The following is a 17,312-nucleotide window of genomic DNA, read 5'->3' as shown; positions in this document are numbered from 1 at the left end:
GTCCGCGTCCAGATCGACGCGTTCTTTGGCTCGTCGTTCTGGCCGCGCTACTGGCGGCCGTGCTCAGCGCCATCGCCGTCAGCTCGGCGACAGCACGCCCGCAGCACGCCGCGGCCCAGCTTGATCCGGCGCAACCGCCACTGCCGCTGCCGCCCAACCCAGGCTGCACTTCGGGCTCCCCCGAGCCGGCCTGCCACCTCCCGAGCACAAGCTCGGCGCCGTCGATTCCGGCAAGCCCGCTGCCACCGATCACCACGCTGCCGTCACCGCCCTCGTGTTTCCCCGGCTCCCTGACGACTGACTGCGCACCACCGACCGGCAGCGAGGCACCGTGTCAGGGACCGAACTGCATCCCGCAGCCCTCCACTCTAGTCCCGAGCACGCCCCCGACGACGCCGATTCCGAACGGTCCAGGCGACGGCGCCGAGTGCGGGCTCAGCAGCCTCACCGGTTGCATGGTCGTCGCCGCGAGCGCGCTGTTCGCCGCAGTCGTCGCCGCCGGATTGAACCCTCTGCTGGACCTGCTCGGCAAGACGCTGCTGACCACGCCGGAGCCGGATCAGCTGCCCGGCCTCGGCGCGGTGTGGACCGGCTCGTGGCACATCCTGCTCACCGCCTACGTGATCCTCGTACTGCTGGCCGGCCTGATCATCATGAGCTACCAGACGCTGCAGGCCCGCTACACCGTCAAGGAAATCGCGCCCCGGCTCGTCATCGGCTTCCTCGCCGGCACCCTCTCGCTGTTCCTGATGACCAATGGCATCCAGGTCGCCAACGCGCTCTCCGCCGCTGTGCTCGGCGAAGGCACCGACCCGGCCGAGATGACCCGCAGCTTGATCACGATGGTGCAGAACTCACTGCACGGCGGCGGCATCTTCATCGGCATCCTCGGGCTCGGCCTGGTGGCGATGCTGCTGGTCCTGCTCGTCGTCTTCGTCGTCCGGGTCATGCTGACGATCCTGTTGATCGCCGCCGCGCCGATCGCCCTGATGTTGCACGCGCTCCCCCACACCGAAGGCATCGCCTACCTGTGGTGGAAAGGCAGCGGCGGCGTCCTGGCCATCCAGGTCGGACAGTCGTTGACGCTCGTGGTCACCGTGCGGGTGTTCTTCGCCCCCGGCGGGTTCACCATCTTCGGGCCGTCGCTCTCGTCGCTGATGAATCTGCTGCTGTGCATCGCGCTCATGTACGTGCTCATCAAAATCCCGTTCTGGTTCCTCACCCCGCTCCGCTCCGGCCGCCCCTCCCTCCTCGGGCGGATCGCGCGCGGCGTCATCGCCTACAAGACGATGGGCCTGCTGTCCGGCGCGGCAGCCGGCCGCGGTGCTTCGCGAGCACGCGTCAGCAGGCCGAGCGGCCCGCCGGATCCGCCGGCGACGCGGGCCGGTCAGTTCATGCTGCCGATGAAGCTCCGCCGTTCCACCACCTCAGGCCAGACCGCACGCCGAGGGTGGGACGACGTCCCCCGCGCCGGCGCGCTGGACGGAACGCCCGGACCGGGCCAGCTGTCGTTGTTCACGACGCGCACCGGTGACTCGAGGGTCCGGGCGAATCCGCGCGCGCTGCCGCTGAAAGATTTGCCGAACGCGCTGCCCGCCGACCAGCTCGGGTTGCCGATGACCGTCCGCCGCGATCCCGACCGGACTCCGCGACGCACGCTCGCCGACGACCTCGCCGCACCGCCGCCGACCGCCCGGCCAGCACGGCAACCGGGCCTGTTGACACCGGACGGGCGGATCAGCCGCAACGCGCGCCCGCCGGCAAAGCTGCCGAACGCACTGATCCCTCCGAGCGCGGGCATGCTGCCGATCCATCTACCCCCGCAAACTCCACGGCCCGCTCGACGCAGCCTCGCCGACGAGCTCAGCGATCCCGGCCGGACCAACCGCGCGCCGCAGACCGGACCGGGCTTGATCACGCCGTCCGGTCAGATCAACCGCGCGGCACGCGCTCATCGCCGTCCGGCGCCCGACGCGTTCAGCGGGAACCGGCCGCTCGCATCCGGGCAGTACCCGCTCCCCCTCGGTCTCCGCCGCCAGCCGAAACCCGAACCCCCAGCAGCACCGCCACCGGCGCGGAAGCGCGTCGGCACGCAGCTTTCCCTGCCACTGGCTCTGCCGCCGCGACGGCGCCGCCCGAAGAAGTGAGGAGCGAGGTCATGTCCCGTCCCGTGCGCATTCCCGCCGACGTCGACCGCCCCGACCGCGTGCTCGGCCCGCTCACCGCGCGGCAGCTGACGATCCTCGGCGTCACCGGCCTGCTGCTCTACGCCCTCTACAACGCCACCCACAGCTTCCTGCCGCTACCGCTGTTCCTGCTCCTCGCCATCCCGATCGGACTCGCCGTCACCGTGGTCGCGCTCGGCCACCGCGACGGCGTCCCCCTCGACCGCCTGCTGCTGGCCGCGATCCGCCAGCGCTGCACCCCGCGCCACCAGGTCTCCGCCCCGGACGGCGTCGGGCCGGTTCCGGCCTGGCTCGCCGCCGAAACCGAGCACACTGAGGTGGCGCCGACACCGCTGGAGCTGCCCGCGCGCGGGGTCGACAGCGGACAGATCGCCGGTGTCGTCGACCTCGGCGACGACGGTCTCGCGGTGATCGCCGCGTGCTCGACGGTCAACTTCTCGTTGCGCACGCCCGCCGAACAGGAAGCACTCGTCAGCGCGTTCGCCCGCTACCTGCACTCGCTGACCGCGCCCGTGCAGTTCCTCGTGCGGGCCGAGCGGCTCGACCTCGCCCCGCAGATCACCGAGCTGCGCGATCGCGCCGGCGGACTCCCCCACCCCGCCCTCGAAGCCGCCGCGCTCGACCACGCCGACTACCTCGCCCAGCTCGGCCAGCACGCCGATCTGCTGCGCCGCCAGGTGCTGCTCGTGCTGCGCGAGCCGACGCGTCCCGCCGTCTTCGACAACGTGAGTTCGACCTTGGGACGTTTACGGCGACGCCCCGCAGCATCCGCGGTCGACGGGGCGGCGCGGCAGGCCGCCGAGCAGCGGCTCGCCCGGCGGCTCAACGAGGCGGTCGAGCTGCTCACCGCGGCCGGGATCGTCGTCACCGCGCTGGACGCTGCGACCGCGACCGGCGTGCTCGCCGTGGCGTGCAACCCCGACACCTTCCTCCCGCCCTCGGCTGCGCTGGCCGGCGCCGGAGACGTCGTGACCGCCACCGACATCTACGACGAGTTCGAAGGCAGGTGAACACGATGCCTCGCAACCAGAACTCGGGCTCGGCCGCCGCGACGTTCACGCCGGACTCGCTGTCGATCGGCGCGCGGCATCTCGAGGTCGGCAACGAATGGGTCGCCTCCTTCGGCGTCACCGGCTACCCACAGGAGGTCTACCCGGGCTGGCTCGCGCCGCTGCTGACCTACCCCGCTCGTCTCGACGTCTCCGTGCACGTCCAGCCGGTCGATCCGGTCACCGCGGCCAGCGGTCTGAAGAAGCAGCGGGCGCGGCTGGAGTCGTCCCGCCGCCACCACGCCCGGCATGACCAGCTCGACGACCCGGACCTCGACACAGCGGCCGACGACGCCGCCGACCTGTCCCGACGGATCGCCCGCGGCGAAGGCCGGCTGTTCAAGTTCGGCCTTTACCTGACCATCCACGCCCCCGATGAGCAGGCGCTGGCCGAGGAGGTCTCGGCTCTGCGGTCGCTGTGCGCCTCGCTGCTGCTGGACGCCAAACCGGCCACGTACCGGTCGCTGCAAGGCTGGGTCACTACGCTGCCGCTCGGGCTGGACTCCCTCGGTCTGAAAAGGACGTTCGACACTGCCGCCGCGTCCGCCGCGTTTCCTTTCACATCACCTGACCTGCCCGCGACGGATCCGACGTCGACCTCGCCCAGCGGCGTGCTTTACGGCTACAACGTCGGCTCCCAAGGCCTCGTGCACTGGGACCGCTTCGCGTGCGACAACCACAACTCCGTGGTCCTGGGCAGGTCCGGCTCGGGCAAGTCCTATCTGGTCAAGCTCGAAACCTTGCGCAGCCTGTATCGGAATATTCAGGCGTTCGTCATCGACCCCGAGGATGAATACGCCCGACTCGCCGCCCAGGTCGGCGGCGCCTACGTCCACCTCGGCGGCGGAGGGGTCCGGCTCAACCCCTTCGACCTGCCCATCCACACCACCGCGACCGGCCGGCGCACCGCGCCACCGGACGCGCTGAACCGGCGCGCGCTATTTCTGCACACCGTGCTGGCCGTGTGCCTGGGCGCCGAGCTGACCGCCGCCGAGCGCGCGGTCCTCGACACCGCCCTCATCACGACCTACGCGAACGCCGGCATCACCGACGACCCGCGCACCTGGACCCGACCAGCCCCGCTGATGAGGGACCTACGCGACGTCCTGGCGCACACCGACGACGCCACGGACCTCGCGGCCCGGCTGCACCCGTTCGTCGACGGCGCCTTCGCCGAACTCTTCTCCGGCCCCACCACCACCGCGCCAGACAGCCACCTCGTCGTCTTCTCCCTACGGGACCTGCCCGACGAGCTCAAGGCGATCGGCACGCTGCTCACCCTCGACGCGGTATGGCGGCGAGTATCCAACCCGGCCGACCGGCGCCGGCGCCTCGTCGTGGTCGACGAAGCGTGGCTGCTGATGCAAACCGTCGAGGGCGCGAAGTACCTCTTCCGGATGTCGAAGACCTTCCGCAAGCACTGGGCCGGACTGACGGTCGCCACCCAAGACATCGACGACGTCTTGGGCAGCGACCTCGGCCGCGCGATCGTGGCCAACGCCGCGACCAGCGTGCTGCTGCGCCAGTCCCCGCAGGCGATCGACCAGATCGCGGCCACCTTCAACCTCTCCGAAGGCCAGCGACAGTTCCTGCTCACCGCCGACCGCGGCCAAGGACTGCTCGGCTCCGGCACCGAGTGGGTCGCCTTCCAGGCGCTCGCGTCACCGACAGAGAACGTCCTGGTCACGACCGATCCCGCCGAACTCGCCGAGATCGCCCACGACTTCGGCGACCCCGCAGTCGAGGACGTCATCGACCTCGGCCCAGCCGGGCCGGAGGTCGCACCATGATCTGGCGCCAGGGGTGGATCGGCGACTACCTCACCGACCCGTGGTCCGCGACGCACCACCTGCTCGCCAGCGTCATCGACGAAGCGTTGCGGTGGACGCCGATCGCGCTTCCGGTGCTGATGATCGTCGTAGCGGGCCAGGCGGTGGGTCGGCATTGGTGGCGAGGCAGGTGCCATGCCGCGCTGCTGGCTGACGCGCGGTGCGTCATCGTGCTCGCCCCGCCGACCGTCGATCCTGCTGGTGGCGTCCTGCTGTGGTCCAACCTCGTCGGCCTGCTGCGGCCAGGCTGGCGGCGGTGGTTCACCGGCCAGCCGCACCTTGCGTGGGAGTACCGGTTTTCCGAGCACGGCGTCAGCCTGCGGTTGTGGGTTCCAGGTGTCATCCCGCCGGGGCTGGTCGAGCGGGCGGTCGAAGCTGCTTGGCCCGGCGCCCACACCCGCGCGGTCGTGGCCGACCCGCCGTTGCCGGAGCCGAAGGCTGGTCTGCGCGCCATCACCGTCGGCGGTCAGCTGCGGCTCGCGCGGCCGGAAGCGTTGCCGATCCGGACCGGGTTCGACGCCGACCCGATCCGCGGCCTGCTCGGCGCGCCGGTCGGGCTCCGCCGCGGCGAGTACGCCAGCGTGCAGGTCCTTGCCCGACCGGTCACCGGCCGACGAGTCAGCCGAGCGCGCCGAGCCGCCCGACGGGTGCACGCCGGCGCCTCCGCCCGGCTCGGCGGCCGACTGCTCGACCTCCTCACGCCTGGCAGTGCGGCGACCCGGCCCGGACAGACGCGCGACACCCGCCGGATCAGCCAAGACCCGCAACTGTCGCTGGAGTACTCCGCGCAGAACCGCGCGATCGTCGGCAAACAGCGCGGCTCGCAGTACGAAGTCGTCGTCCGCTACGCCGTCACCACCCACCTTCCGGCCGACGCCACCGAGGCCGAGGTCCGACGGACACGGGACACCGCCCGCGGCCGCGCGCACGCGCTCGCCGCGAGCTTCGCCGCCTACACCGAGCACAACCACTTCCACCGCATCCGCCTCCACCACCCAGCCCGCGCCCTCGAGACCCGGCAGCTCGGCCGCGGCGACCTGCTGTCCGTCCCGGAGCTGGCCGTGATCGCGCACCTGCCGGTCGACGCCGAGATCCCGGGCATCGAGCGCGCCGGAGCCAAGGCCGTCGCGCCGCCTCCGGGCGTCGCGGTACCCGGTCCGGAGGTCAAGCCGCTCGGCGTCGCCGACACCGGACACGCCCGCCCGGTCGGACTGCGCGTGCCCGACGCGCGCCACCACCTGCACGTCCTCGGCGCCACCGGCTCGGGAAAGTCGACGCTGCTCGGGAACCTGATTCTCGACGACGCGGATGCCGGCCGCAGCGTCGTGCTCATCGACCCCAAGGGCGACCTGGTCACCGACGTTCTCTCCCGCCTACCGCGAGAGGCCGCGGATCGGGTCGTGCTCTTCGACGCCGACTCCCGGCAACGCCCGCCCTGCCTCAACCCCCTCGAAGGCGGAGAGACCGACCGCGAGGTCGACAACCTCGTCTCGGTGTTCCGCCGCGTCTACTCCGCATTCTGGGGACCGCGCACCGACGACCTCATGCGCGCCGCCTGCCTCACCCTCCGCGCCCAGGACGGCGTGCCCACCCTCGCCGACCTGCCCAAGCTGCTGACCAGCGAAGCTTTCCGGACCCGGATCACCTCCGGGCTGACCGACCCGGTGCTGGCCGGGTTCTGGGAATGGTACGACGAGCTCACCGAGTCCAGCCGCAGCCAGGTCATCTCCCCGCTGATAAACAAGCTCCGCGCTTTCCTGCTGCGCCCGTTCGTCAAGGACGCGATCGCCGGTGGCCGCTCCACCGTCGAGATGAGCCAAGTCCTCGACCAGGGCGGCATCTGCCTGGTCCGGATTCCCAAGGGGTCGCTTGGCGACGAGACAACCCGGCTCGTCGGCTCGCTGGTCGTCGCCCGGACCTGGCAGGCCACCACTGGCCGCGCTCGCGTCCCGCAGCGCGAACGGCCGGACGCCTCGCTGGTCATCGACGAGTGCCACAACTTCCTCAACCTGCCCTACCCGATCGAGGACATGCTCGCCGAAGCCCGCGGCTTCCGCCTCGCCATGACCCTCGCCCACCAGCACCTCGGCCAGCTCCCCCGCGAGCTCAAGGAAGGCATCTCCACCAACGCGAGGTCGAAGATCTTCTTCAACGCCTCCCCCGAGGACGCCCGCGAACTCGCCCGCCACACCGCACCGCGGCTGTCCGAACACGACCTCGCCCATCTCGGCGTCTACCACGTCGCCGCCCGGCTCGTCGTCAACGGCGCCGAAACCGAACCCTTCACCATGACCACCACTCCCCCACGCGCCGCCGTCCCCGGACGAGCCAAGGAGATCCGCGCGGTCCTTCGCCGTCGCGCGCCCGCCAGCCGGACGGCACCACCCGACCGGACAACCCGAGACAGCTCGAGGACGGCCGCCCACGGCCGCAAGACCGATCCGCGCCGAGCGCGGCTCTGAGATCGCGGAGGGTTCCCGTTGATCACCACCACTAGCCGGCAGCACCAGCTGCGCCAGCACCTTCCCGGAGGAACCACAGCCCGCGCCGCCAACTCGATCGAGCATCAGGCCGCGCTCGCCGCGCGCCTCACCCCGCGGGACAAGTGGCTGCTGGCCCTGCTTTACGAACACCGCGTCCTCACCTCGACCCAGATGCAGGACGCCGCGTTCCCGTCCGGCCGCTCGACCCGGCAGCGGCTGCGCGAGCTGTACCTGTGGCGGGCGGTCAGCCGGTTCCAGCCGTTTCGCCAGCTCGGCTCGGCGCCGATGCACTACGTCCTCGGGCCGGCTGGCGCAGCTGTGCTGGCCGCCGAGCACGGTCTGGAGGTCAAGGACCTCGGGTACCGGCACGACCGCGCGATGGCCATCGCTCACAACCAGCGCCTCGCTCACACCGTCGGCGTCGGCGACTTCTTCACCTCCCTCATCGCCCGCAGCCGACCCGATCGCCGTGGCGCGGGTCTTACGGCTTGGTGGTCGGAGACCCGCTGCGCTCGTCACTTCGGCGACCTCGTCATCCCCGATGCTTACGGCCGCTGGGCCGGCGCCACAGGCGAGCTGGAGTTCTTCCTCGAGTACGACACCGGCAGCGAGTCGCTGACCAAGGTCTCTCGCAAGCTGCTCGCCTACGCCCGGCTCGCCGACTCCACCGGCATCGCCACCCCAGTGCTGTTCTGGCTACCGACCAGCCGTCGCGAGGCCGGCGCACGCGCCGCGCTCGCACGGATCCACGCCGACCTCGACCAGGCCGCCGACGTCCCCGTCGCCACCGCGGCCACCGACCTCCTCAGCTCAACCACGCGGAGTCCGGCCGACGAGGTCTGGCTCCCCCTCGACAAGAGGTCCTCGAACCGGACGTCCCCGCGGTACTCGCTCGGCGAGCTGTCACACGCCTGGCCGGCCCTGGCAGCGACCTCCGGCCTCGACGAGGCAACCGGCCCGCCGTCCGACCACGCCGTGGCCTACCGGCTGCCACCGCCGTCTCCGGTGCCGCCGGAGACCACGCCCGGCCGGACTCGCCGCCCCGGGGCCTGATCACGCGAGGAGTCCGTCATGGGATCGAAGATCGCGATCGGGGTCGCGGTCGTGCTCACGATGCTGCCCGTGCTGCTCGGGGCCGTGCCGCAAGCTGTCGTCACCTCGCTCATCGGCAGCGGAGGCACGACCTGCACGCCCAGCGGAACAGCAATCGGCGAGGTGCCTGGCTACGGGCCTGATCAGCTCGCCAACGCCGCAATCATCACCTCGGTCGGCAAGCAGCTGCAGGTTCCCGAGCCCGGGTGGGTCATCGCGGTCGCGGTCGCAGTACAGGAATCCACCTTGCGCAACCTCGACCACGGCGACCGGGACAGCGTCGGCCTCTTCCAGCAACGCCCGTCCCAAGGCTGGGGCACGGCGGAGCAGATCATGGACCCGAGCTACGCGGCGACGCAGTTCTACCGGCACCTACAAGCTGTGCCCGGGTGGCAGCAGATGAGCCTCAACGACGCCGCGCAGGCCGTCCAGCGGTCCGGGACGCCAGACGCCTACGGCCGCCACCAGGCGGACGCCGAAGCCATCGTGGCCGCGGTCGCCGGAGTGGCCTGCGAACACTTTGACGGCCTGGACTGCGCGAATATCGCCGCACCAACACCTGCCGCGTTCACCGCCATCAACTACGCCTGCGGGCAACGCGGCCTGCCCTACGTCTGGGGCGGCAACGGCCCGCTGGACGGCGACGCCGGATTCGACTGCAGCGGCCTGACCCGCGCCGCCTACGGCGCCGCCGGCGTCCCGTTACCGCGAACCTCGCGCGAGCAGTACGCCGCCGGACCGCACGTGCCCGCCGGCGCCCCGCTGCTACCCGGCGACCTCGTCTTCTACGCCACCGCCGGACGCGTCCACCACGTCGGCCTGTACATCGGCGGCGGCAGCATGATCGACGCCCCCGACTTCGGCCAGGCCGTGAAGGTGGAGCCATACCGTCATCCCGGTGACGACTACATCGGCGCCACCAGGCCGACCACTTCCCATTAGGTTCCCACGTAAGCACTTCTGGGCGATACGCGTGTCTTGTTTGGACGACCGCTTGACATGAAGCGACCAATGGAGCGTCCATGTACACGTAGCCCGAACCACCGGAAGCGCACCGGCGGGCGAACGCCCCGGCCGGGGCATGACCATCTACCGCTTCTCCCGAACGGAGTCCGTCATGCCCGAAACCAAGTCGAACGACACCAAGCCCGAAACGACCGAATCGAAGGTACGCCGCGCGCTGGAAGCACATCCCGGCGCAACCGCCGCCCGGCTGGCCAGCGCGGCCGGAGTCGGGCGCTCCACGGCCACGAAAATCCTTTCCCGTTTGGCCACCGAAGGACACGTGACCAGGACCGACGGAAAGGACCAGTCGGTTCCCGTCACGTGGACGTGGGGCGTTCAGACTCCCGACGCCCCCGTCGAAGCAGCCGACGCCGACGACCAGGAAGCCACTTCCCCGACCCTGCCTGCTCCCGACCCCGTTACCCCCGAACCGGCGGCCACCGACACCTCGACAGCGGAAACATCCAAGAAGGACCGGCTTCCGAAGGGCGGACTTTATGAACTGGTCAAGGACTTCCTGCACAAGCACCCGGGCGAAGAGTTCGGCCCGGCCAAGATCGGCACCGAGCTGGTCCGATCCAGCGGTGCCGTGAACAACGCTCTCGAGAAGCTCGTCAGCAACGGCCTGGCAAAGAAGACATGTGAGGCCCCCAAGCGCTTCACCTCAAGCTGACTCACCGGCTGTCTGTGGACGCGGTCCGGTCGCTACTTCAGCGGCCGGGCCGTGTCGTCAGTCTGCGGCCACCCGGGAGTCCAACTCATACCGGCGACGTGCCTCGGCGATGTCGCCGACGTGCTGCTCGGCCCACTCCCGCACCGGCGTAAGCACCTCGAACAGCGAGCGTCCGAGCGGCGTGAGCGAGTACTCCACCTTCGGCGGCGTCGCATCGGGGGTCTCGACCCGGTCGACGATGCCGTCGGCTTCCAGGGTGCGCAGCGTCTCGGTCAGCGCCTTGGCGGTCACGCCCTCGACGATTTTCTTCAGCTCGGTGAACCGCAGCGGACCGGTTGAGAGGGCGTTGAGCACGGTCGGCACCCAGCGCGCACCGACCAGATTGAGCACCGCCGAACTCGAACACCGGGCGGCGAGCAGGTCGTGAGCGGCACCCATCGCCTGGCTCCTCCTGGTTTCGTTGAAGATACCGACATCTCGACGATACCTTCGCCCGCATGAGAGAGCGGACCGGAGGAGCATCGCCGTGGACCTCGAGCTGAAGGGCAAAACCGCCCTCGTCTGTGGCTCGTCGTCCGGCATGGGACTGGGCATCGCCGAAGTCCTCGCGGAGGAAGGGGCCAACCTCGTCATGACCGCCCGGCGCGGCGACGTTCTAGCCGACCACGCCGGGAGAATCGGCGCGCACGCGGTCCCGGCGGACTTGAGCCGGCCGGATGAGCCGACTCGCGTGGTCGAGGAGACGGTGGAGCGGTTCGGCGGGCTGGACATCGTGCTGTGGAACAGCGGCGGGCCGCGCCCCAGCACGGCACTCGGCTTGACGGCCGAGCACGTCGCCGAGGCCGCCGAGACGGTGCTGCTCCCCCTCGTGCGGCTCGTCCAGGCCGGCGTCCCATACCTGCGGCAGAGCTCGAGTGGGCGGATCCTGGCGATCACGACGACGGGAGTCCGGGAGCCCACGGCCGGTATGGCGGCATCCAACGCAGTTCGGCCCGGAATCCACGGCTATCTGAAAACCCCTCGCCGCCGAGCTGGGATCGGCCGGCATCACCGTCAATACCCTGGCGCCGGGCCGGATCGCCACGCCACGGCGCGACGAGGTGTACCCGGACGGGGTGCCGCCGCACCTCGCCGAGGAGATCCCGTTGCGACGGTGGGGAACCGTCCGCGAGTTCGCCGATGTCGCCGCGTTCCTGGCCTCGCCGCGAGCCTCGTACGTGACGGGCACGACCACTTACGTCGACGGCGGCCTGACCAGGAGTGCGTCATGACCGGAGTAAGCCTCGAAACCGCCGTCGCCCTTGTGCAGACGGCTCGCGCGGAAGCGGCGGCGCTGGGCGTACCGATGGCGATCGCCGTATCAGCGTGGCCACCGGCGGCCGGGTGATGCTCAGCAAAGGCGGCCTACCGATCATGGCCGACAAGAGGGTCATCGGCGGGATCGGCGCGAGCGGCGGCACCGGAGATCAGGACCTCGCCGTTGTCGAAGCAGCTATTGCTGCGGACGGCCTTCCCATGAGGCCACCGCGAAAGCCTCTGTGAACTACCCCCACGGGAGGGAAACCCAACTCTGGCCTGCCCCCGCTTCCGTTGCCTAGATGCCAGCCGACGGTACACTGAGTCCATGTATGCGGCTGTGTACCGGATTTCCTTTTCCGTCAAGAAAGAACAGCCGACCGGAGTACCGATCGAACATATCGAGCGGCAACTGGTCACGCCCATGCTTGTCCAGAACGGATAGGGTCTCGGTTGCTACCTCGTCGCATGCGGTCGCACTCTGCGAGTCGACTACTCCGGTGAACCGGATGTGCAGCAACCAGACGGGAGGCTCGCTTCCCCATAGAGGCGTGATGTTGGAGGCGCTGATCGTGATCTCGACGTTCGCGGCGATGCGCCCGGCGGTACGTGCGGTACGCAGATCCTCGTAGACGAGGTGAGCGAAAGTACCGAAAACGTCGCCGACCGTGGCGCTGCGCGAATGGTCGCCGTCGATCCACACGCCAGGCTTCCAGCCGTCTTCGATGAGCATGATTCTCTCCTTCGCCTGAATCAGAGTCAGCGCATGGCACGGCAGAGTTGTGCGGATAGGATACGCACGTCGTCTGTTGTGGCGAACAGTAAGCCAGTTCGGTCCGCCAGGCGCTTCTGCTGATCAGCGTGCGGTGCTTCGACTGGGCGTATCGGTTCGGCCGCGATCGGGTTACTGCGATCGTCGAGGATCAGAGCCCAAGGTTCGAGGTGGTGCGCGACCAGTTCTGCGCCTCGGGCTCTCAAGCTAAAGGTCTCGACCACCAAGAATGACTGGATTCCCGCGACCAGAGCGGCATAGTCCTCACCTCCGATGCGCGTCACCGACATCTCCCGACGTAGCCGGTCGTGTCTGCATATCAGCACGACCTCGTCGACGGGATCGAACACGGCTCTCTGCGACGGCGATTGTTCAATGAGCTGGACCAGGGCCGTGCGGGCAGGGCCGATCTCGTACGGTATCCACCAGGCCGCAGCTATCGTTCGAGGCCTGACAAACGTCAAGCAGGAAATGACTTCCCCACCAAATACCGCACTGATGAGCAGGGTGGGTGCGGCGTCACCGGGATGCCACCACGCGTTGGCGAGCGCACCAATCGCGGCTACTCCGGAGATAACAGTCAAGACGTCGCTGCCGCGAAGGATAATTGTGTGCATACGCATAAAGGCTCCTTCAACATTGATGTTTCCGAATCCCCAGCTTGGTTACCCTCACGAACTCCGCTCCGGAAGGGCACGGGTCAGTACCAACATCCGACAAAAGCGAGGTTTTTGCCCCTGGACCGCGCCGGCCCTCTCGCCCGGGTCGACTTCGGACAACCCACCCCGATGAACATGCCCTCCTTGACCTGTTGTCAGGCACACTCTTCCGGGTTCACCGCCGGGACGGAGGGTGGTCAGTCCACGAGGGTCACGGTGCCTGGAAAGCGTCCCCGGCGGCGATACTCGACCACGGCGTCATCCGGCACGACATGATCGGAGAACTTGAAGCGCCAGTCATCGAGGACGGTCTGGTTCCACCAGTTGTGAGCGCGGACGACCGACTCGATCTCCCGGAAAGCACGGCGAATCACGGCCGGATCCTCGCCGTCGACCCCGTACAGGCAGAGCGTGATCTCCCCGAAGGTCGTGTCGACGACCGCGCCGTAACGGACGTGCGGCCAGATCGGCGAGAAGTCACTGCGGCCGAGGGTGGTCAGCTCACCCATGATCCACACGGCGAGAGCTGGCAGGTCGAGTGCCGCGGTTGCAAGGTAAGACTCGCCGTACGTTCGTCCGGCCGGTGTGAGTTCGACGCGGGACGGAACTTCGGCGGAAAGGTGGATGGTGTTCCAGGCGTCCGCGTGCACGGTGGCGTGGTAGGCCCGAGGCAGGAAGCACAGCACCTGCCCGTCGTCGAACGCGTACCGGTACCAGGCCCACCGAGTCGGTTCCGGTTCCCGGTGGACCTGGCACTCGCCGCAGTCGTCCATTCCGAGGCAGTCCTCTTCCGGCAGTCCGTCGCGCGGCGGCACTCCCAGTGGGTCGGGGTCGAGTGGGCCGTCGTCGCGGATCCGGGCATCTCCGTAGCCCGCCGAGGTCCACGCGGTGGCCAGCTCGGCGAGGGCGCGGTCGAACTCGGCGGCGCTGGTCGCGCCCAGCAGCCGCCTGCCGACGGGCAGGGTCGCCAGCGTGAAGGGGTCCGGCGGGGCGCTCGGCGCGGACGAGGTGAAGACCGCCCGCGCGGTTGCGCCGGGACCCCGGCCCCGGAAGAATCCGGCTCGTCCGGTGATCGCTTCGGCTCCTACGGTCTCGTCCTTGAGGACTGGATCGGTGGCGGGTACGGCGGGCGTGTTCGCGAGCATGACTGTCTCCTTTGGAGTGTTGTGTTGGGGCGATGCGGCCGGTCGGATCCGAGCCGAGTAGTGGGCTCAAGGCCCTGCTCTGTCGTCGATGCGAACTACATGAAGAAGTCGTCTTCGTGTTCGATGTCTTCCCGTTTGAAGGGTTCGAGCCCGGCCGCTTCCGCTATGACGTTCAGCGTGAACAGGGCCGGGCCGTTGAAGTAGCCACCAGAGCCGACCTCTTCCAGTGCTTCGTCGTCCAGAGCCGACACCGCAGCAGTCAGCGCGGCTTTTAGCTGGACGAACGTCAAATCTCCTAAGCGTTCGGCGATCCGGTGGGCGGCGACGGTGGACATCTGCAAGATTGCGGGTTTCCCGTCCGTGGTTTCAGTCATCACTATCTCCTTGACTTGTTGGATTTCCGTGTACGGCTAGTGACGGGCGGCACGAAGTGCACTGGTGGCGGCATGTCCGATGGCGCGGGCGGCCATGGTCGGGTCGGTCAGCACGTGGACGGTGGCCCCGGCGAGCGGGGTGTCGGTGTCGCTGGTGGTCAGCCACAGCACCGCGCACCCGGATGCGCGCAGCCGGTCGAGCTTCGTCTGCCCGTCGCGGCGCGGTGTGCGGCGGTAATCTCCGTCGGACACGATGACCACCAGCCGGGCCGCACCGGGACGGGACAGGCCGAGCGAGCCGTCGAGGGCATCGAGCGCGCGGGGAATGTCCTCGTAGTTGTCGCGGGAGCGAAACTCGGTGACTTCCTGCCGCCCGAGGTCAAGCATCTCTTCGCCCGCGTCGTCGGCGGTCCGCAGCGCTTGCCGCCATACCGCCCGCAACTTGCCGAGAACGTCCGTCCCGAGCACGTCCTCGATGACCCGGGCGACGGGGTAGACCTCGGCGTGGGTGAGCACCCTGCCGTCGGCCCGTCCCAGCAGGAGCGCGGCGGTGTGCGCGGCGTCGGCCGGGGTCATCTTCGGGGCGGTCACGGGATCGGCGAACAAGTGCAGGTCGGTGGCGACGATGCCCTTCACGCATGCACGCAGCCAGTGCCGGTCGTCCGGGCGGCGGCGGATCTGGGCCGCTTCCATTCGCGGTTCTTCCAGCAGCAGGGCGGCGGCGACAACGGCGGGCGGGGCGCCGTCCGGCGGTTCCCACACGGTGTGTTTGGCGTGGCCGCACTCATGGGTCAGGGCACCCCATGCCGGGGCGTAGCGCGTGCGGTCGGACAGGTTGGCGGGGTCCACGGTCGCGGGGTCCACGCCGAGGTGGTCGCCGTCGACTTCGATCAGCGCGCGGTGCGGGTAGAAGCACGCGGGGGCATCGCCGCCCGCGCCGGGAGCGACGCTGACGACGAGGTCGTCGCGGTCGGCGATCACGGGTACCTCGTCGGCGAACGCGGCGGACAGGGCCAGCCATTCCAGCCGTGCGGGGAACACGGCGGCGCCGGTGGCGGCCGGGTCGGCGGTGAAGTGGGCGCTCATGGCTCGGGTCCTTTCGCGACGGTTCGCGGTGCGGCGGGGGTTCAGGGCTTGGTGGCGACGCGGGCCCCGAGGGCCAGCGGGGCGACGGTCTTGCCGAAGACGTCGCGCACGACGGCGGCGACGGTGGCGCGGTCCTCTTCCGGCGCGATGCCGACCAAGTTTCCGGCGGCGGCGTCGAGGTCCCACGCGTCGGCGAGCTTCTTGAACGCCAGCAGCTCGCGCAGCTGCGGAGCCCAGCCGATCTCGCCCTTCTCCTGCCGGGTCACGAGGTTGCGGGCCACCCGCACGGCCTTCCTGTCGACCCCGAGCTGTTCGGCGAGGGCGTAGTCGCTCGAGACCTGGATGTGCACGGAGAACCGGGAGGACAGCGCGTCGGTGAGGATGGCGCCGTGGACGCCGGGGTTGTGCCCGGCGACGACGTAGAACCCCGGTTCGGCCTTGACGACTTCGCTGGTGTTGGCCTTGACGATGATTTCGCGGCGTCCGTCCATCGCGGGGTAGACCACGGCGAGCACGGTCGGCGGAATCAGCGTCGCGTCGTCGATGAACAGCGGCACGCCTTCGCGCATCGCGCGGACCAGCGGTCCGTGGACGAACACGAAGTCGCCGTCGGGGGTTTTGGTGAAGTCGCCCACGAGGTCGGCGGTCACGGTGTCGCCGTCGCCCTGGACGGTGAGGCAGTCGTTGAACGCTGCCTCGACCACCGAGGTTTTCCCGGTGCCGGGCGGGCCGTAGAGCAGGGCGGCGACCCCGGCGTCGCGCAGCCGCGCCAGCGCGGTCACGTCGGGCATCCCCGACAGGAGCCGGGGGTGGTAGTCCATCCCGTTGGGTCGTTTCACCGGGCCGGTGACTTTGCGCGCCGGTCGTATGGTGGCGCTGCCGGTTGCGGACGGGGTCGGTGTGGAAGGGGGCGCGGCGGGGGCCGTGCTGGCGGATTTCGGCCGTCGCGTGCGGGGAACAGGTGCCGGGGCCGGGATGATGGCGGGCGCGGCGGCCGATGCCGTCGTCGCGGTGGCCCGGTAGCTCACCGGGGCCGTCGTGACGACTTCGGCGTGACCCCGGTCGGTCAACGCTTGGCAGGCGTTGCCGACCGCGCCGGATGACCGGTTCAGGGTGCGCGCGATGCTGCCGGGCGTGTGGGCCGCTGCGGGATCGTCGGCGAGGATTTTGGCGACCATCGCGCGAAGTTCGCCGTTGCGAAGCCGGGTCGCCGTCCCACCCGCTGGGGCGGTCGGCCCGGCGGCGGGTGCCGTGGCGGGCGGGGTGGGCGTGGTCATCGCGTCTGTCCTTTCAGGCGGGTTGCGCGTGGGTTGGGCATCGTGGTGATCAGCGCGGCAGCGGGGTCGTGTAGCAGAAAGCGGCGTCGGTGCAGTCGGGGCAGATTGCGAACAAGCCGTGGTATCCCATGGCCTGCAACGTCGCGTCTTGCGCGTATCCGCTGCCGCTGCGGCACGTGCGGGTCCGGGGGCCGTCCGGGCCGTGAACCGTGATTTTCCGGCCGTCGAACGTGACCCGGTAAGCAACCACGGCGACCCCGTTGCGGTTCCGCGTGGTGATGGGGCCGGTTCCCGGATCTTCCACCATGATGTTCCTCATTTCATCGCGAACCTGCACGGCGATCCGTGGCATTCGGCGTGATTTCCGGTTTTCCCGGCGACACAAC

At 69.7% G+C, this 17,312-nt stretch carries 17 protein-coding genes and 1 pseudogene; 10 read left to right on the top strand and 8 right to left on the bottom strand.

The genetic code is table 11. The features are described from left to right. Positions 1-455 precede the first annotated feature (455 nt). From ACIQWX_RS18485 to ACIQWX_RS18455, 7 genes are all read left to right on the top strand, one after another. Positions 456-2,147, top strand: a complete 1,692-nt coding sequence (locus ACIQWX_RS18485) for a hypothetical protein (protein WP_400872002.1) — start codon at positions 456-458, stop codon at positions 2,145-2,147. 11 nt (positions 2,148-2,158) lie between these two features. Then, entirely contained in the window at positions 2,159-3,196 is a 1,038-nt protein-coding gene (locus tag ACIQWX_RS18480) for a PrgI family protein (RefSeq protein ID WP_400872000.1), read from the top strand. Positions 3,197-3,201: 5 nt separating this feature from the next. Beyond that, a complete protein-coding gene (locus ACIQWX_RS18475) occupies positions 3,202-5,025 on the top strand; it encodes a VirB4 family type IV secretion system protein (protein WP_400871997.1) in 1,824 nt (607 codons plus the stop codon). Further along, on the top strand, positions 5,022-7,526 hold the full coding sequence (locus ACIQWX_RS18470; protein WP_400871995.1) for a type IV secretory system conjugative DNA transfer family protein: 2,505 nt from the start codon (positions 5,022-5,024) through the stop codon (positions 7,524-7,526). The genes ACIQWX_RS18475 and ACIQWX_RS18470 overlap by 4 nt, the downstream gene beginning before the upstream one ends. An 18-nt stretch (positions 7,527-7,544) precedes the next feature. Then, positions 7,545-8,600: a replication-relaxation family protein gene (locus tag ACIQWX_RS18465; protein WP_400871992.1), complete on the top strand. Its 1,056-nt coding sequence runs from the start codon at positions 7,545-7,547 to the stop codon at positions 8,598-8,600. Positions 8,601-8,618: 18 nt separating this feature from the next. After that, positions 8,619-9,581: a C40 family peptidase gene (locus ACIQWX_RS18460; RefSeq protein WP_400871989.1), complete on the top strand. Its 963-nt coding sequence runs from the start codon at positions 8,619-8,621 to the stop codon at positions 9,579-9,581. Between the two features lie 175 nt (positions 9,582-9,756). Further along, the gene (locus ACIQWX_RS18455; RefSeq protein ID WP_400871986.1) at positions 9,757-10,317 is read left to right on the top strand and encodes a hypothetical protein; all 561 of its coding nucleotides are present in this window, start codon (positions 9,757-9,759) and stop codon (positions 10,315-10,317) included. A 57-nt stretch (positions 10,318-10,374) separates the two neighbouring features. Here the strand turns inward: ACIQWX_RS18455 and ACIQWX_RS18450 are convergent, their stop codons facing one another. Continuing rightward, positions 10,375-10,755 carry a winged helix-turn-helix transcriptional regulator gene (locus ACIQWX_RS18450; protein WP_400871983.1) on the bottom strand — a complete coding sequence of 127 codons (381 nt, stop codon included), beginning with the start codon at positions 10,753-10,755 and terminating at the stop codon, positions 10,375-10,377. Between the two features lie 88 nt (positions 10,756-10,843). On the opposite strand from ACIQWX_RS18450, the pseudogene ACIQWX_RS18445 reads away from it, so the two are divergent. The 3 genes and pseudogenes from ACIQWX_RS18445 to ACIQWX_RS18435 all read left to right on the top strand — a co-directional run. Further along, a pseudogene (locus tag ACIQWX_RS18445) lies at positions 10,844-11,323 on the top strand (SDR family NAD(P)-dependent oxidoreductase); the annotation flags it as partial. A gap of 25 nt (positions 11,324-11,348) precedes the next feature. Further along, entirely contained in the window at positions 11,349-11,588 is a 240-nt protein-coding gene (locus ACIQWX_RS18440) for an SDR family NAD(P)-dependent oxidoreductase (protein ID WP_400875808.1), read from the top strand. 115 nt (positions 11,589-11,703) lie between these two features. Then, positions 11,704-11,859, top strand: coding sequence for a heme-binding protein (locus tag ACIQWX_RS18435; RefSeq protein WP_400875806.1), 156 nt, complete (start codon positions 11,704-11,706; stop codon positions 11,857-11,859). A gap of 52 nt (positions 11,860-11,911) precedes the next feature. On the opposite strand, the gene ACIQWX_RS18430 is transcribed toward ACIQWX_RS18435, so the two are convergent. The 7 genes from ACIQWX_RS18430 to ACIQWX_RS18400 form a co-directional block, all read right to left on the bottom strand. Beyond that, positions 11,912-12,346, bottom strand: a complete 435-nt coding sequence (locus ACIQWX_RS18430) for a hypothetical protein (RefSeq protein ID WP_400871980.1) — start codon at positions 12,344-12,346, stop codon at positions 11,912-11,914. Between the two features lie 26 nt (positions 12,347-12,372). Further along, the gene (locus ACIQWX_RS18425) at positions 12,373-13,008 is read right to left on the bottom strand and encodes a hypothetical protein (protein WP_400871977.1); all 636 of its coding nucleotides are present in this window, start codon (positions 13,006-13,008) and stop codon (positions 12,373-12,375) included. Positions 13,009-13,241: 233 nt separating this feature from the next. After that, positions 13,242-14,189, bottom strand: a complete 948-nt coding sequence (locus ACIQWX_RS18420; RefSeq protein WP_400871974.1) for a hypothetical protein — start codon at positions 14,187-14,189, stop codon at positions 13,242-13,244. Between the two features lie 95 nt (positions 14,190-14,284). Continuing rightward, positions 14,285-14,563 (bottom strand): hypothetical protein, encoded by a 279-nt coding sequence (locus ACIQWX_RS18415; protein ID WP_400871971.1) that lies wholly within the window; start codon positions 14,561-14,563, stop codon positions 14,285-14,287. A 36-nt stretch (positions 14,564-14,599) separates the two neighbouring features. Next, complete coding sequence (locus tag ACIQWX_RS18410) at positions 14,600-15,649, bottom strand: hypothetical protein (protein WP_400871968.1); 1,050 nt, start codon at positions 15,647-15,649, stop codon at positions 14,600-14,602. 41 nt (positions 15,650-15,690) lie between these two features. Further along, positions 15,691-16,926 carry an AAA family ATPase gene (locus ACIQWX_RS18405; protein ID WP_400871965.1) on the bottom strand — a complete coding sequence of 412 codons (1,236 nt, stop codon included), beginning with the start codon at positions 16,924-16,926 and terminating at the stop codon, positions 15,691-15,693. Positions 16,927-16,975: 49 nt separating this feature from the next. After that, a complete protein-coding gene (locus ACIQWX_RS18400; RefSeq protein ID WP_400871962.1) occupies positions 16,976-17,278 on the bottom strand; it encodes a hypothetical protein in 303 nt (100 codons plus the stop codon). Positions 17,279-17,312: the final 34 nt, after the last annotated feature.

It is taken from the genome of Amycolatopsis sp. NPDC098790, assembly GCF_044759945.1.
GTDB lineage: Bacteria > Actinomycetota > Actinomycetes > Mycobacteriales > Pseudonocardiaceae > Amycolatopsis.
This window is presented reverse-complemented; position numbering and strand designations above follow the sequence as displayed.